Source organism: Thalassobacter sp. (assembly GCF_982993085.1).
Genome location: NZ_CEZFMW010000006.1, coordinates 44,661 through 59,807 on the forward strand (window position 1 = coordinate 44,661; position 15,147 = coordinate 59,807).

11 protein-coding genes are annotated in these 15,147 nt (G+C 57.6%); 4 read left to right on the forward strand and 7 right to left on the reverse strand.

Annotation, left to right across the window (positions count from 1 at the left end; all coding sequences use genetic code 11):
- Positions 1–102 precede the first annotated feature (102 nt).
- The 4 genes from AC4GMC_RS02140 to AC4GMC_RS02155 all read left to right on the forward strand — a co-directional run bounded on the left by AC4GMC_RS02140 (position 103) and on the right by AC4GMC_RS02155 (position 2,950).
- Entirely contained in the window at positions 103–456 is a 354-nt protein-coding gene (locus tag AC4GMC_RS02140; protein ID WP_038006525.1) for a DUF59 domain-containing protein, read from the forward strand.
- 201 nt (positions 457–657) lie between these two features.
- Positions 658–1,026 carry a HesB/IscA family protein gene (locus tag AC4GMC_RS02145; protein WP_487877379.1) on the forward strand — a complete coding sequence of 123 codons (369 nt, stop codon included), beginning with the start codon at positions 658–660 and terminating at the stop codon, positions 1,024–1,026.
- A gap of 35 nt (positions 1,027–1,061) precedes the next feature.
- The gene (gene tpiA, locus AC4GMC_RS02150) at positions 1,062–1,793 is read left to right on the forward strand and encodes a triose-phosphate isomerase (protein WP_487877380.1); all 732 of its coding nucleotides are present in this window, start codon (positions 1,062–1,064) and stop codon (positions 1,791–1,793) included.
- A gap of 239 nt (positions 1,794–2,032) precedes the next feature.
- Positions 2,033–2,950: a cytochrome P450 gene (locus AC4GMC_RS02155; protein WP_487877381.1), complete on the forward strand. Its 918-nt coding sequence runs from the start codon at positions 2,033–2,035 to the stop codon at positions 2,948–2,950.
- Positions 2,951–2,952: 2 nt separating this feature from the next.
- Here the strand turns inward: AC4GMC_RS02155 and uvrA are convergent, their stop codons facing one another.
- The 7 genes from uvrA to AC4GMC_RS02190 form a co-directional block, all read right to left on the reverse strand.
- Positions 2,953–5,811 carry an excinuclease ABC subunit UvrA gene (uvrA, locus tag AC4GMC_RS02160; protein WP_487877382.1) on the reverse strand — a complete coding sequence of 953 codons (2,859 nt, stop codon included), beginning with the start codon at positions 5,809–5,811 and terminating at the stop codon, positions 2,953–2,955.
- Positions 5,812–5,900: 89 nt separating this feature from the next.
- On the reverse strand, positions 5,901–7,049 hold the full coding sequence (locus AC4GMC_RS02165; RefSeq protein WP_487877383.1) for an MFS transporter: 1,149 nt from the start codon (positions 7,047–7,049) through the stop codon (positions 5,901–5,903).
- An 82-nt stretch (positions 7,050–7,131) separates the two neighbouring features.
- The gene (gene lpdA, locus AC4GMC_RS02170; protein WP_038006519.1) at positions 7,132–8,529 is read right to left on the reverse strand and encodes a dihydrolipoyl dehydrogenase; all 1,398 of its coding nucleotides are present in this window, start codon (positions 8,527–8,529) and stop codon (positions 7,132–7,134) included.
- A gap of 90 nt (positions 8,530–8,619) precedes the next feature.
- Complete coding sequence (locus AC4GMC_RS02175; RefSeq protein ID WP_487878897.1) at positions 8,620–9,195, reverse strand: DUF924 family protein; 576 nt, start codon at positions 9,193–9,195, stop codon at positions 8,620–8,622.
- A gap of 75 nt (positions 9,196–9,270) precedes the next feature.
- Positions 9,271–10,542, reverse strand: a complete 1,272-nt coding sequence (locus AC4GMC_RS02180; protein WP_487878310.1) for an MFS transporter — start codon at positions 10,540–10,542, stop codon at positions 9,271–9,273.
- 103 nt (positions 10,543–10,645) lie between these two features.
- Positions 10,646–11,719, reverse strand: coding sequence for a tRNA preQ1(34) S-adenosylmethionine ribosyltransferase-isomerase QueA (queA, locus tag AC4GMC_RS02185; RefSeq protein WP_487878311.1), 1,074 nt, complete (start codon positions 11,717–11,719; stop codon positions 10,646–10,648).
- A gap of 24 nt (positions 11,720–11,743) precedes the next feature.
- Positions 11,744–15,109, reverse strand: a complete 3,366-nt coding sequence (locus tag AC4GMC_RS02190) for a hypothetical protein (RefSeq protein ID WP_487880404.1) — start codon at positions 15,107–15,109, stop codon at positions 11,744–11,746.
- Positions 15,110–15,147: the final 38 nt, after the last annotated feature.

A 15,147-nucleotide genomic window follows, 5' to 3' on the forward strand; every position in this document is an offset into this window, starting at 1 on the left:
AAATGCTACGCAGTCATGGTTAATGCACGCCTGACGTCTGGACGCCGCCGAACCTATTCCCTATATTTTCGGTAAGGAAACAAGTCGAAGGCTCATCTCTCCATGTCAGACGCTCTTGAAGGCACGCCGCTGATCGCGCCCTCTTCTACAGATCACCCGCTCTATGAAGGCATCGTGAACGCCTGCCGGTCGGTGTTCGACCCCGAGATTCCTGTCAACATCTATGACTTGGGCCTAATCTACACCATTGATATCAATGCCGAAAGCGAAGTTCGGATCATCATGTCGCTCACGGCACCGGGTTGCCCCGTGGCTGGTGAAATGCCTGGTTGGGTTGCTGATGCTGTCGCCCCCTTACCGGGCGTCAAACAGGTGGACGTTGACCTCACGTGGGAACCACAGTGGGGCATGGAAATGATGTCAGACGAGGCGCGGCTTGAATTAGGATTCATGTAAAGGCCCCTCGGGTGTATGTGGGGCCGGAGTGCACCACGCCAAACGTGATGCCGTGACATTAAGCTTGTTAGTATGTCGTTAGTGGTGGCGATCACCACGAAGCCTCAGGTGGCCTGATCAGTTGAACGCGCCACTAACTGCTGCCAAGCCTCTTGAGCCCGCATCCACTCGGGCTTATCTTGCTTTCAAAGGAGATCGCTCATGTTCGGCATTCCCGGCAATCCACCTGTATCCCTGACACCCGCCGCGGCGGGCCAAATTTCAAAGCTGATGGAGAAAGATAACTCCATGGGCTTGCGCATCGGCATCAAGAAAGGTGGCTGCGCAGGGATGGAATACACGATGGAGTACGTCTCTGAGATAGATAAGAATGACGAAGTCGTAGAGGTCGAAGGCGCGCGTGTTATGATCGCCCCTATGGCGCAGATGTTCCTGTTCGGAACCGAAATCGACTACGAAGTGAGCCTGCTTGAAGCCGGATTCAAATTTCGAAATCCCAACGTTGTAGACGCATGTGGTTGCGGCGAGTCGATCAAATTTGATGATGCATTGGCCATTGATAAGCCTTAACCATTCCTGAACATTCAGGCTCAGGAGATCCGCGCATGCCCTCTAAACTCGCTGCTGGCAATTGGAAAATGCACGGGCTCACGTCCGATTTGAACGAGCTTCGCGCCATAGCAGCGACAGCCAAGGCTTCGGATGTTCCGACACTGATATGCCCGCCAGCTACGCTGATCGCGGCGGCTGCAACACCCGGCCTGCACATCGGTGGCCAGTATTGTCACACAGCAGAGCACGGGGCCCATACCGGCGATATCTCCGCTCAGATGCTGCGGGATGCTGGCGCAACGCATGTGATTGTTGGTCACTCTGAGCGTCGCACCGATCACAATGAGACTGATGTCGACATTCAGGAACAGTCCAAAGCCGCTAAGGCCGCCGGTCTGATCTCTATTATTTGCATCGGCGAGACACTGGCGCAGCGCGAGTCGGGTGGCTTCCTTGACGTTCTGGCCACACAACTTCGCAACAGCGTGCCCGACGATGCAACCGCAGCCGACACAGTCATCGCTTACGAACCTGTTTGGGCCATCGGAACCGGGCGCGTAGCTGAAGTCGCACAAATCACCGAGGTCCACGATGCTTTGCGCGACGACTTAAGTGCGCGGTTCAGCGACGGTAAAGAGTTCACATTGCTCTATGGCGGCTCCGTCAAAGCGGCTAATGCGCATGAGATATTCAGCTGCGCGAACGTGAACGGCGCATTGGTTGGGGGAGCGTCCCTAAAGGCCGCAGATTTCTGCCCCATCATTGAGGCCCTCGCCGCGCAGTGATGCAAAGCTTCTCACAATCGCCACGTGACCCAGCTTTCGTTCAAGACCCCTACTCGTTCTATGCAAGCATGCGGTCAGCCGAATCTTTGGTCTACTGGCAAGACTACGGCATTGTTTGCGCCACGGATTACCCGACCATAGACGCCATATTGCGCGATCGCCAATTTGGGCGCGCACCAATAGAGCGAACGCCAGTTCCGCCACACCTTGAGCCCTTCTATGCGGTAGAAGCACACTCGATGCTAGAACTTGAGCCGCCCGACCATACCCGGCTGCGCGGTGCCGTATTGCGTGCATTCACGAACAGACGCATTGAAACGCTGCGTCCCGAAATCGACGCGCTATGCGATGAACTCATTGATGTCTTTCCGCACGAACCGTTTGATCTACTCGAATACTACGGGCGTCCGCTTCCTGCGCGTATCATCGCCCGTTTCTTAGGTGTCCCCGAAGGCGACTGGCGGCGTCTCGTGCAATGGTCCAACAGCATGGTCGCGATGTATAGATCCAATCGCACACGTACCGAGGAACATATTGCAGCGGCCGCTGCACAAAGCTTCTCTGACTACATCAAAATTCAAATTGAGGCTAAACGGCAAAATCCTGATGACAGTCTAATCTCAACTCTGTTGACGGCACACACCGCAGAAAAGCTTAGCGAGGCTGAGGTGATCAGTACCTGTATTTTGATACTTAATGCAGGACATGAAGCGACTGTTCATACACTTGGGAATACGGTTAAGGCGCTCTTGGAGCGTGAGATAGTACCGCGCGTAGACGAAGCCTTTAGTAATGAAATCCTACGGTTTGACCCACCGCTGCATCTGTTTGAACGGATCGCCTATGAAAGCGTAGAAATCGCGGGCCATAGGTTTAAGCCCGGTGATCGGGTCGCGCTTTTGCTGGCATCTGGCAACCGTGACGCCAAAGTCTTTGAAAACCCAGACGTATTTCAGCCAGATAGAACTGGGCCGAAACCGTTAAGCTTCGGGGCTGGCATTCACTTTTGCATTGGCGCTCCGCTTGCTCGCCTCGAACTTGAGATCTCGCTCAAACGCCTGTGGGACCGGAAGCCTAAGTTGCAGCTGCTTGGCACGCCGCGATACGCTGACATTTACCATTTTCATGGATTAGAAAGCCTGCGCGTCACGACTTAAACCTACTCGGCCGCCAGGGAACGCTTTTGCAAAAGTGGTTTGAGGTAGTGACCAGTATGGCTTTCGGGGATTTCTGCAATTTTTTGCGGCGAGCCCTCAGCCACGATACGCCCACCGCCATCGCCACCCTCAGGTCCGATGTCGATGATATGATCAGCGGTCTTTACCACATCAAGATTATGCTCAATCACCACGACTGAGTTCCCTTGATCCACAAGTTCATGCAAGACTTCCAACAACTTACGTACATCCTCAAAGTGCAAACCTGTGGTCGGTTCGTCCAGAATATACAGCGTGCGTCCCGTTGAGCGTTTACTTAATTCCTTCGAAAGTTTAACCCGCTGCGCCTCACCACCCGACAAGGTGGTCGCCTGCTGGCCGACTTTGATGTAGCCAAGACCAACACGCATGAGCGCGTCCATCTTTTCACGAATGGACGGGACCGCCTGAAAGAACGTCTGAGCATCTTCTACAGTCATGTCCAACACGTCAGCAATGGACTTACCCTTGAACTTGATCTCAAGTGTTTCACGGTTGTAGCGCTGCCCCTTGCAAGTCTCGCACTCCACGTAAACATCTGGCAAGAAATGCATTTCTATCTTGATGACGCCGTCGCCTTGGCACGCTTCACATCGCCCGCCTTTGACGTTGAACGAGAAACGGCCAGGTTTGTAGCCGCGTGTTTTGGCCTCTGGCAGGCCCGCAAACCAATCCCGGATCGGTGTAAAAGCACCAGTGTAGGTCGCTGGATTTGACCGTGGTGTGCGCCCGATTGGGCGTTGGTCAATGTCGATCACCTTATCAAGATGTTCCAGCCCTTTGATCGTCTCACACGGCGCTGGCGTTTGGCGCGCACCGTTCAACTTCATTGAAGCAGTCTTAAACAGCGTTTCAATAGTTAGGGTCGATTTCCCACCTCCCGACACACCAGTGACGCACACAAATTGACCAAGTGGAAAATCGACAGTCACGTTTTGAAGGTTATTGCCGGTCGCTTTGACGACCGTCAGCTTCTTCTTGCCCTTCTTACGGCGTGTTGCCGGCACCGCAATTTCGCGGCGCCCACTTAGATACGCTCCAGTAATAGAGGTTTCATGGGCTTCGATCTCGCTTGGTGTGCCGTGAGCAACTACCTGGCCTCCGTGCACACCCGCCCCCGGTCCAATGTCGAACACGTAGTCGGCTTCGCGAACGGCTTCTTCATCGTGCTCAACAACGATCACCGTGTTGCCCTGATCCCGCAGGTTTTTCAGCGTTCCGAGCAGACGATCATTGTCTCGCTGGTGCAAGCCGATGGACGGCTCGTCCAGCACATAGAGCACCCCCGTCAGCCCCGAGCCGATCTGGCTTGCCAATCGAATACGCTGACTTTCACCACCAGACAGCGTACCACTTGAACGGCTCAGCGTAAGATACTCTAGACCCACGTTATTTAGAAATCCGAGACGCTCGGCAATCTCCTTCAAAATCGCCTTTGCGATCTCATTGTTCTGCACACTCAGATGCTCTGGTGCGGACAATATCCAGTCAAAGGCTTCGCGGATCGACATCTGCACAACTTGGCCAACGTGCACGCCTGCAATTTTCACTGCCAACGCTTCAGGCCGAAGCCGGTATCCTCCGCATGCGCCACAGGAGCGGTTGTTTTGATAGCGCTCAAACTCTTCTCTGATCCAAGCGGAATCCGTCTCGCGGTAGCGGCGCTCCATGTTTGGAATGACGCCCTCAAATACGCGCTGAACTTGGTAAATGCGCCCGCCTTCGTCATAGCGGAAGTTAATCTCTTGCTCACCCGAACCGCGAAGGAAAACCTGCTGAACCTCTTGCGGCAAATCCTTCCAGGCTTTCTTTTTGTCGAAGCCAAAATGGGCAGCGATGGCGTCGATTGTTTGCAAGAAATACGGGCTTTTGCCCTTGTTCCACGGAGCCAACGCACCGTTGGCAAGCGAAAGGGTTACATCGGGAACAACGAGGCGTTCGTCAAAAAACAGCTCATGCCCAAGCCCATCACACTTGGGACATGCCCCGAAAGGGGCGTTAAAGGAAAACAAACGCGGCTCAATCTCGGGGATCGTAAACCCGGATACGGGACAGGCGAATTTTTCGGAAAACGTGATGCGGTCCGGGTCGCCTTCTTTGGGCGCGGTTTCAAGAATTGCGATCCCATCCGCCAGATCTAAAGCCGTGCGAAAACTGTCTGCTAACCGCGTTTCAACGCCTTCGCGCACCACGATCCGGTCAACCACCACATCAATATCGTGACGAAATTTCTTATCAAGCGTCGGGGGTTCATCAAGGTCATAGAACACGCCATCGACCTTAACCCTCTGGAAACCTTGCTTACGCAGTTCAAGGAATTCCTTACGATATTCCCCTTTTCGATCCCGGATGATTGGCGCGAGCAGATAGCCCCGCGTGCCTTCCTCCATGGCCATAACCCGGTCTACCATGTCTTGGACCTGCTGGGCCTCAATCGGTTCGCCAGTGGCCGGGCTAAACGGGGTCCCGGCCCGGGCAAACAGCAGCCGCATGTAGTCATAAATCTCGGTCACGGTCCCCACGGTAGAGCGCGGATTTTTCGAGGTCGTCTTTTGTTCAATTGAAATCGCAGGGCTCAAACCTGAGATATGATCAACATCAGGTTTTTGCATCATATCAAGGAATTGCCGCGCATATGCGCTGAGGCTCTCGACATAACGCCGCTGCCCCTCGGCATAGATCGTATCAAAGGCCAATGACGACTTACCAGAGCCAGACAGCCCCGTGATCACCACCAGCTTGTCGCGGGGGATATCTACGTCGATGCTCTTGAGGTTATGCTCGCGCGCGCCGCGCACCTCGATGTTTTTCAGCTCTGCCATGATATCCTCATCCGTTCACAGGACACTATCTAAGTGGATTGCGGCTACTCTCAAACCAAATTTTGGAACATTAGCGGAACATTTACCAGTTATCTTTTAAGGTCCCCTAAGGAGCGGCCAATTAGCAGCAAAACACCCGCTCCCGCGAGGCAAAACCCCGCAAGCCCGAGTAGAATGCCGGGCAATCCAAAGCTAGCCAGAAGGCCAGCAAATATCGGGGTGCCCGAAACGGTACCCAAATTCCCTAGCTGAGCGATCGCGCCCGTTGAGCGGGTGCGATCCGCCAGCTCCGCGTTGAAAAAAGGTATCGCAGCAAACGACGCACCCGGCACCAAACCAAGAAAGAAGAACGCTATGTCCGGGGTAAGTGGGATGCCAAGGCCGATGCCGACACTTGCCACGGCGCCACCCAAAAAGCCAACGGTGGCAACCCGATCAGGTGCAATGCTGCGACACACGTAGCCCGCCAAAAGGGTCGAGCATAGGCTGACCAGCGGCAACCTGACGAACAAATCTGGCCGCTCTAGCGCGAGGGGCAAATAGGTCAGCAACGCGATATAGGTTACCGTATAGAAAACAAACCCAACCCCCGGCGCCACGATAGGCAGCGAGGTATAGATGTCCCGGTGCAACCGGATGATATTTAACGAAAGTGCCGCGCGATCTGTGCAGGGCAATTGGCCCCACAACACTACCAAAAGGACCAAAAAACCAATCCCATGCGCCCGCAACACCAGCGGCAGGCCACCCCATTCCAACAGCGTCGGCACAATCAACGCCGACAGCGCGAAGGACAGGCCAAAAAACATTGCCCAGATCGACATCACAACGGGCCGGTCGCGGTCTGTCGCAATCATCGCCATAATGGGCGGTGCCGCGACGACCAGCGTCAGGTGGGGGACCCCTTCCAGCAGGCGCAAAGCCGCGTAAATCTCGGCTGGCGGCAGAAACGACTGCACCAATGACACCGCCGCGCTCATCACAAGCCCGATAAGCAAACTGGTCCGGGGCGAAAGCCACGCCACAATCGCGCCCGCCGCCGCCCCGCAAAACAAGCCGACCAAGCCCACCAACGAAACGAACAGCGCAACCCCCGTGAGGGAGCGATCAAACACCATCGCATGTTCGCTAAGCGTCAGCGAGACTTTGCCGAATTGCGCGGCGGCAAACATACCCATGATAAAAAGAAGGGCCACAAGGCCCCATCGCGTGCGTTCCATCCCCGTTGATTGAACCATGCCCTGTCACACCGCAAGGCCCCAAAACGCAAACAGCGCCCCGATCGGGGGCGCTGCAAGGCATCGTTAATCGCGACGCGGCTTACATGTGAATGACTTTGTCATACGCGTCCAAAACGGATTCGTGCATCATCTCCGACAGCGTCGGGTGCGGGAACACGGTTTCCATCAGGTCGGCCTCGGTCGTTTCCAGTTTGCGGCCTACGACGTAGCCTTGGATCATTTCGGTCACCTCAGCCCCAACCATATGCGCGCCCAGCAGTTCGCCGGTTTTGGCGTCAAAGATGGTTTTGACCATGCCTTCGGTCTCGCCCAACGCAATGGCTTTGCCGTTGCCGATGAACGGGAAACGACCAACCTTGATGTCGAAACCCAGTTCCTTGGCCTTGGCTTCGGTGTAGCCCACCGAGGCCACCTGCGGGTGGCAATAAGTGCAGCCCGCGATCTCTTCGGGCTTAATTGGGTGCGGATTGCCTTTGCCCGCAACCAGTTCGGCCACCATGACCCCCTCGTGCGAGGCTTTGTGTGCCAACCAAGGTGCGCCTGCGATGTCACCAATCGCGTAAAGCCCCTCCACCCCGGTCCGGCAATAGGGATCCGTCACAACATGGCTACGGTCGATCTTGACGCCCAATTCCTCAAGGCCAAGGCCCTCAACGTTGCCCACGATACCGACGGCAGAAATGACGGTGTCGAACTCATGCGTCTCGACCTTGCCACCTGTCTCGATATGCGCGGTGACCTTGCCCTTGGCGCGATCAAGCTTTTTGACCATGGCTTTTTCCATGATCTTCATACCCTGTTTGACAAATGACTTCTTGGCAAAGGCCGAGATCTCGGCGTCTTCGACGGGCAGGACGCGGTCCATCACCTCAACCACAGTCGTATCGGCACCCAACGTATTGTAGAAGCTCGCGAATTCGATACCGATCGCGCCGGAGCCGATCACAAGCAGCTTTTTGGGCATGCGGGGTGGCGTGAGGGCGGTTTTGTAGGTCCAGACCAGATCGCCATCAGCCTCAAGCCCGGGCAGTTCACGCGCACGCGCGCCAGTGGCAAGGATGATCGCCTTTGCGCTCAGGTCTTCGGTGCCGCCTTCGGTTTTGACTGACACTTTACCTTTGCCCGCGATCCGCGCCTCGCCCATGATGACGGTGATCTTGTTCTTTTTCATCAGATGCCCGATGCCACCGGACAATTGCCCAGCCACTTGGCGGGACCGTTTGACCACGGCATCCAGATCGTAATCGATACCTGTCGCCTTCAACCCGAACTCCTTGGCGCGGTGCATCAGGTGAAACACCTCCGATGAACGCAACATCGCTTTGGTCGGGATACAGCCCCAGTTGAGGCAGATGCCACCAAGGTGCTCGCGCTCAACCACGGCCACATTCAGCCCCAGTTGCGCCCCACGGATCGCGGCCACATAGCCACCGGGGCCTGCACCAATTACGACCATATCAAAGCTTTTCGCCGCCATCAGATTCTCCAATTCGAAATTTAGTTTACCCTTAAACTAAATTTAAATCGAACGTCACCCGCGCGAATGGTCGCAATAGCAGTTAAGTGCCTATGCCGCATCCGCCGCGAGGGTTTCGACAAACGCGCCGTACCCGCCAGCCGTCATAAACGCATCCTCTTGTGCGGTCCCTGACCGCCCCAAGGCTTTGTTCCGAAATGGGAACCGACCAAATTGGCGTATAATTTCACGATGCGCTCGTGCATGCAGCAGGCTTTGCTCGCTCTCAAAGCGGGTCGCGATCAACCGCACAGCTCGGTCCTGATCGCTCAGACATTCTGAGTGTTCAAGCGGCAGATAGAAAAACTGACGTGCTGCGCCTTCGACTTGCAGGTCAAAACCCCGCTCAATCGCTTTTTTCGCCACGGCCCGCGCTTGGGTATCGGTAGCAAAGGCTGTCGCCTCGCCTCGGAACATATTGCGTGAAAACTGATCCGTCAGGATCAAGAACGCCAGCGCTCCTCGCGGCGACAAGGCCCAAGCCTCTAACCCGCCACTGCGCGCCTCATCCCAAAGCCCCTGAAATCGCGTAGATATCTCAGCATCCACCTCTGGTGTGCTTTGGTACCAGTCCTTCTCGCTGCAGGTCTCCAACCAGAATTCCAACACCTCTTCAAATCGGTCCATGACCGGTCCTCCCCTAGCCTTATCCCCCACCAGGCCCTTTCACCTTGCCCAATTCATTGGCATTGCGCAAGAAATTCACGCGGCAGTGTCTTCGGCATTTTCTTCTGCCTGTTCTTCCCAGCCTTCGACCACGGCTTCCATGGTGACGGCTGTTGATGCTGGTGACATCGGCGTCATCGAAACGATTTCGTAATTTTCATCATCACCAGGCATTGCACGTTGGGTCATCCGCCACGCCGCATAGATCGCAAGTGCGCCCAGCTGGATCGCGAGATACAGAAAGAACCCAGAAGGGCCGATCGTTTCCATCAAATACCCGGTAATCAGCGGCCCGGTGATGGCGCCAAGACCGTTGATGAACAACAGCTGACCTGAGGCCGCGGCCATGTCCTCTGGGTTGAGATAATCGTTGGTATACGCAAGCAACAGAGCATAGAGCGGGTTCGCCATCCCGCCGATGAAGAAGGACGTAATCAGCAGGCCGGTAAACCCGCCCAACCCGAAAGCCGTTGGCGCACAGGCAAACAACCCAATCACCGCGAGGATCAGGATCAGGCTCCGCCGATCCATCCGGTCCGAAATCCAGCCAATCGGGAATTGCAGCAGCATCCCGCCCAAGTAGATCGCCGCGATGAACGTCGCAATTTCACCCGAGGATAGCTTGATCGAAGCGCCATAAACCGCCGACATGCCAAACAGCGCCGAAAAGATACCGCCCAATAGGAAAATGCCCACGCACCCCAATGGCGACACCGCATAGATTTCACGAAAAGACATCGGCTTGGTCGCCTCAAACGGCGGCACCGGAGAAATCGTCAGCAAAATCGGCGCGAACGCGATCGAAACCAACACCGACGGCAGGATGAACAGCACCCAGCCCCCCGCGTCGCCCAGCGCAAACAGAGCTTGCGCCGCGACAATGCCCAGCATTTGCACGATCAAATACAGCGATAGCGCTTGGCCCCGCGTCGCGTTGGTCGTCGAATTGTTCAGCCAGCTTTCGGCGGTGATGTAGACGCCGCAAAAACAGAACCCCACCGCGATGCGCAAAATAGTCCAACTAATCGGGTCGGTGAATACAGGAAACAGGATCAGACACGCCGAGATGAATGAGCCCAGAGCCGCGAACACTCGCACGTGACCCACCCGGCGGATCATCTCGGGCACGGCCTTGGAGCCCAGCAAAAAACCCAAGAAATAGCCTGACATCACAATCGACATCGCCGTAGTGGAGAACCCTTCGATGTTGCCCCGCACGCCCAAAAGTGTGCCTTGAAGGCCGTTTCCGACCATCAACAGCATCATTCCGAGCATCAAGGCCCAAGTTCCGCGCATCACTTCAACCATCGCCACAGCTCCTTAAGCGCGGGGGTACACCCGTTTTGTCTCGCAGGGCATAGATAGGGATTCTGTCTTGCGTGCGACACACTGAGGTCGGATTTACCGACCCCTAGACACCTTGTGCGGCGGTGCGCGGGGGGATCAACAGCGAACTGTCACCGTACGAGAAAAAGCGGTATTGTTCTGCTAGGGCGTGATCATAGATGCGCATAATATGCTCGTGCCCCATTAAGGCCGCGACCAACATCATCAGCGTCGATTTGGGCAGGTGAAAGTTGGTCATCAGCGCATCGGTTATTTTCCACTGATAGCCGGGATAGATAAAGATATCCGTCGCCCCCTCCCATGCCGAAAGGGTTCCGTCCTCTGCCGCGGCACTCTCTAGCAGGCGCAGGGCCGTGGTCCCAACCGGGATGATCCGCCCACCGGCCGCGCGGGTTTCATTAATTTGGGCGGCGGCCTCGGGGGTGATATTGCCCCGCTCGGCGTGCATTTTGTGCGTGGTCACGTCATCAACCTTGACCGGTAGGAACGTGCCCGCCCCAACGTGCAGCGTAACTTCGGTAAAGGTAACACCGTGATCACGCAGGGTTTGCAGCAATTCGGCATCAAAATGCAGTGAGGCCGTAGGTGCAGCCACCGCACCAGAATGGCGCGCAAACACGGTTTGATAGTCATCCATGTCTTGGGCATCAGCAGCCCGCTTGGCCGCGATATAGGGGGGCAGCGGCATGGCACCGGCGGCATTTAGGGCCGCATCAAAATCATCACCTGTGCAGTTGAATTGCAGCACCACGTCGCTCTCGCGGCGCGAGACAACTTGCGCCTCAAGCGCGTCAGAAAACACCACGCGGTCGCCATCGACCAGCTTGCGCAGGGGCTTGGCCAGCGCCGACCAGTGGCCCTCAGAGTTTGGTTCCAGCAAGGTAATTTCGACCTTGGCTTCCACCGGACCTTGGGCACTGTTGCGTGGGCGCACGCCGTTTAGCCGCGCGGGCAGCACCTTGGTGTTGTTCAACACCAGCCGATCACCCGGGCGCAGCCAGTTGGGCAAATCGGTGACTCGCTGATCGTGCAACGCCCCACCGTTCGACACCAACAGCCGCGCAGAGGACCGAGGTCGCGCAGGCCGCGTCGCAATACGCCCCTCAGGAAGGTCGAAATCAAAGTCTGACAGCTGCATGGAAGGCCCCGTAATTGGTCGTCGCTATTGTGTCGGTGCAGGTGGGGCCCGGCGAAAGACCTCTCGGAAAAGGCCCGGCGTCAGAACCGACAACGGGTTGACCCGTACCTGCGGCGCACTTGCCAGGCCACTTAACGCATAACTGATGCCAATCAAACCCTCGTCGCGCGGGGCAAACAGCCCACCGAACAGGTCGTTCACCAAATAAAACGGCGACACCACGCCTTGCATATCCAGCACGCGTGACGTCAGCCCGTACGTCCCATCCAATGTCAGCCCAAGCGACGGGCCGAACGCCGCCCCGCGCATCACACGCACCGCGCCCGGTTCCAGTTCAAAATCCGCCTCAACGGTTGAGAAAAACAACCCCTCGCCGCCCAATTGCTCCAACAATCCAACGACTGAAACAGCGGACAGCAAAGAGGCCAGCGCGGGCGCATCACGAACCCGCATGTCCTCTATGTCCAATCGCCCAGTGTACCGACCCTGCCCAGCGCGGGGCACGAGCCTTAGGTCAAAACTGCCGCCGTTGCCGTTGCGAAACACCCCAGCCGAGGCCAGCGTCGCACCTGCATTATCCCCCCGAATACGCACCGCAGTCCCCTGCGCCGAGGGCACCAACGTACCCGCAATTGGCGCACCACCATTCAAAAGAGCAGTAAACCGCCCGTTGGTGCCGCCCTGGGTCGACACCTCAGCCGACACATTATTCAAAACGATCCCATCCGAAATCGTGATGGCATCCAGCGCAATTTTTAGGGGCACGGTTTGTCCGCCCGCCGGGGCGCGTGCCCCAGTGTCAAAATCCACGTGGCGCAGATCAGCCGAGCCTGATGTAACCGCAACGCTGGGCGCGCGGCTTGGTCCTCGCCCACGGATATCAGCGGTTGCGTTGAGCCAGCTGCCCACCTGTAGCCGGGAAAGTAGTGCACGCTCCAACGCGCCACCCTCGGTCAAGGTAATCGCGCCTTCAACCGCCAAGTCGGGCGCTGTAATCGACATCACCGGCACCCCTACGGGCTGCTGATCTGTTGCGATCTCAAGCCGCAACTCGCCCTCTGTTTCTGTCGCCTTGCGCCAGCTGAGCGCCGGGATGGACGCGCCCAATCCCTCTAGCGAAGACCGAAGCCGCAGCCGTTGAGGGCGCTGCGGATCTAACGACATCTCAAAATCAGCTGGTGCCTGCCCCAACAGGCCAAACCCAGCCAAATCGATGCCAAACGCGCCCAACGTTTCGGGGGAGATCGCGAACCGGCCCGTTACCATCCCGGGCCCTGGTGTCGCACCTTTCGATCGCGGCAAGGGCTGGCGCCACGTTGCGCGCAACGGCACGGCGTCCAATACCAATGGTCCACGCACCTCAACCGCTTCGGGCGTCACCCGCAGATCCAACTCCGAACTCGTGATCTCGCGCCCCGGCACCAGCGCGTCACTCGACACATCGGTCAACACGCCATCAAAGGCATACTCTAATTGCTCCAACGGGACGCCCTTAACCAACGGCACCCGCAACCAACCTTGAACCGACGCTTGCCCTTGCACAAAATCAGCCGACCTCTTGGCACGCTCCAACACCGATAGCGGTTTGTTATCTAGCACCGACAAGACTGCAGGGATCGGGCCAGAGATCATCAAATCAACCTCACCCACCGCAGGTTTGATCCGCGTATTGGGCACGGTGAAACTGGTTCCCCCGATGTCCACATCGCCCAAAGGCCCGGCTGCCACCCGGGCGGCATCAATGCGCACCGAAAACCTGTTGTCGTGAAAATTGGCAATGCCGGATGCGTCTTGGGCCACAGGCATGTCCCGTAAATAGCGCGCAGATGCGCCCTCAAACCCGAAGCCCCCAGTCATCGCCGGACGCGACTTGTCTGCGTCTTTGCGCACCGCCGCCGCGAAATTCGTGATCGTCCCGCCCAAGATATTCTCAGTGACCCATGTCCGCGTTTTTTGCGCCACCGCATCGGGCCACAGCGAGGTCACTGTGCCAGCGGCAATCTGGTCTGCGGAAAGCGACAGGTTTGCGGCAATCGCGCCCGGCTCGGGCACCCAAACCTGACCACTGGCACGTGCCACGGCCGGGCCTGCGGCCACCATCGCCTGCCCGATCTCAAACCGCAGGGGGGCCATGTGCAACCGCCCCTCCAATACGCCCGTGTCAAAGGCTGCGGGGCTGGGCAAAACACCCTCTGGATCCACGACAATATCTGACAGGGCCAATTGCACCACCAGCGGATCGCTTAGGGTGTCGCCCGCAAGGATTTGGCCTTTGGCCGTCACGGTCGCTTGGGGCGCGCGGACTTCCGCCCTGCGGATCTCAAGCCTGCGCGCGGCCGGGTCCAACAGGACCTCAAGCGTCGCGAGATCAAATGCGGCCCCCTCCCAACCGGGGATCACACCATTTTCGAGCGCAACCCGGGCCTCAAGCGGCGATAGGGTACCGTCTTCGCGCACCTCACCCACGGCCCACATATCGACCCCAGCCTGCAAAACCGACAGAACGTCGACGCGCCCCGTAGCGTCCTGCGCCGTATCCGCGTCGACGTTGAACACCATGCGTAGGTCATCGCTGCGCCCGCCAATCATCCGCAGGTCAAGGCCCGCCCCCGCCCCCGGTGTCCGGCTGAGCGCGAGGCGGAATGTACCGGGTGCGGCCCCGCCCCGCGCGCGGGACAAATCCGCCGCCATCACCAACTCGGTGCTACGTCCACCCCGGCGCAACGTCACGGCTCCCTCGCTCAGCGACAATCGCCGTCCAGACACCACATCGGACAGCACAACGCGCAACGCATCGGCCTCAATACTGTTAAGCTGGGCTGCCAACGGGTGTTCCAGCACCGCGTCCACGGCCCCCAACACCTCAGCCCAAGTGGCGGGCAGTTGCGCAATCGTTTCCGCGTCGCGCCCAAAGCCTAGATCAAATTGCCCATCCTCTGCCCGCGTTAGGCGCAAAACACCTCCCGCGACGCGCACGTGGCGCACCTGTAGCAACCCTTGCGACAGTCCGGCCAAGTTGAACTCTAGGCTCAGTTTAGGCAGACGCACCCGGTCCGAAAGCGCGCGACGCTCCAACCGAGCATCAAGGACATCAACGATGATCGCCCGGTCCCGAAAATCCAGCCCGATGCCCAATTGCTCAAGCCGCACCCGGTCACCCTCAGGCACCTGCGCATTGAGCCGCGCCTCAACCCGCTCGACCACCCAGGTAGGCACCGTCAGTACCCGATAATTGGCTACAAAAACCAGTGCGATCACCGCGATCAAGGGCAAAACGATCGCGAACTCGATCAGCCGCACGGCCAACACCTTACGCTTGCGGCCACGCACGCGCTTGGCGCGCGTTGGGGTCGGTTCACTATCGGGGGGCAGATCGGTGCCGCGCGCCATTGAATGGTCTCTCCTGTCGCGCGGATTTGCGCGCATCG

Excerpts from the sequence above, each read along its gene's own strand:
- AC4GMC_RS02140 (WP_038006525.1), top strand. The coding sequence starts at position 103 with ATGTCAGACGCTCTTGAAGGCACGCCGCTGATCGCGCCCTCTTCTACA.
- AC4GMC_RS02145 (WP_487877379.1), top strand. The coding sequence starts at position 658 with ATGTTCGGCATTCCCGGCAATCCACCTGTATCCCTGACACCCGCCGCG.
- tpiA (WP_487877380.1), top strand. The coding sequence starts at position 1,062 with ATGCCCTCTAAACTCGCTGCTGGCAATTGGAAAATGCACGGGCTCACG.
- AC4GMC_RS02155 (WP_487877381.1), top strand. The coding sequence starts at position 2,033 with ATGCTAGAACTTGAGCCGCCCGACCATACCCGGCTGCGCGGTGCCGTA.
- uvrA (WP_487877382.1), bottom strand. The coding sequence starts at position 5,811 with ATGGCAGAGCTGAAAAACATCGAGGTGCGCGGCGCGCGCGAGCATAAC.
- AC4GMC_RS02165 (WP_487877383.1), bottom strand. The coding sequence starts at position 7,049 with ATGGTTCAATCAACGGGGATGGAACGCACGCGATGGGGCCTTGTGGCC.
- lpdA (WP_038006519.1), bottom strand. The coding sequence starts at position 8,529 with ATGGCGGCGAAAAGCTTTGATATGGTCGTAATTGGTGCAGGCCCCGGT.
- AC4GMC_RS02175 (WP_487878897.1), bottom strand. The coding sequence starts at position 9,195 with ATGGACCGATTTGAAGAGGTGTTGGAATTCTGGTTGGAGACCTGCAGC.
- AC4GMC_RS02180 (WP_487878310.1), bottom strand. The coding sequence starts at position 10,542 with ATGGTTGAAGTGATGCGCGGAACTTGGGCCTTGATGCTCGGAATGATG.
- queA (WP_487878311.1), bottom strand. The coding sequence starts at position 11,719 with ATGCAGCTGTCAGACTTTGATTTCGACCTTCCTGAGGGGCGTATTGCG.
- AC4GMC_RS02190 (WP_487880404.1), bottom strand. The coding sequence starts at position 15,109 with ATGGCGCGCGGCACCGATCTGCCCCCCGATAGTGAACCGACCCCAACG.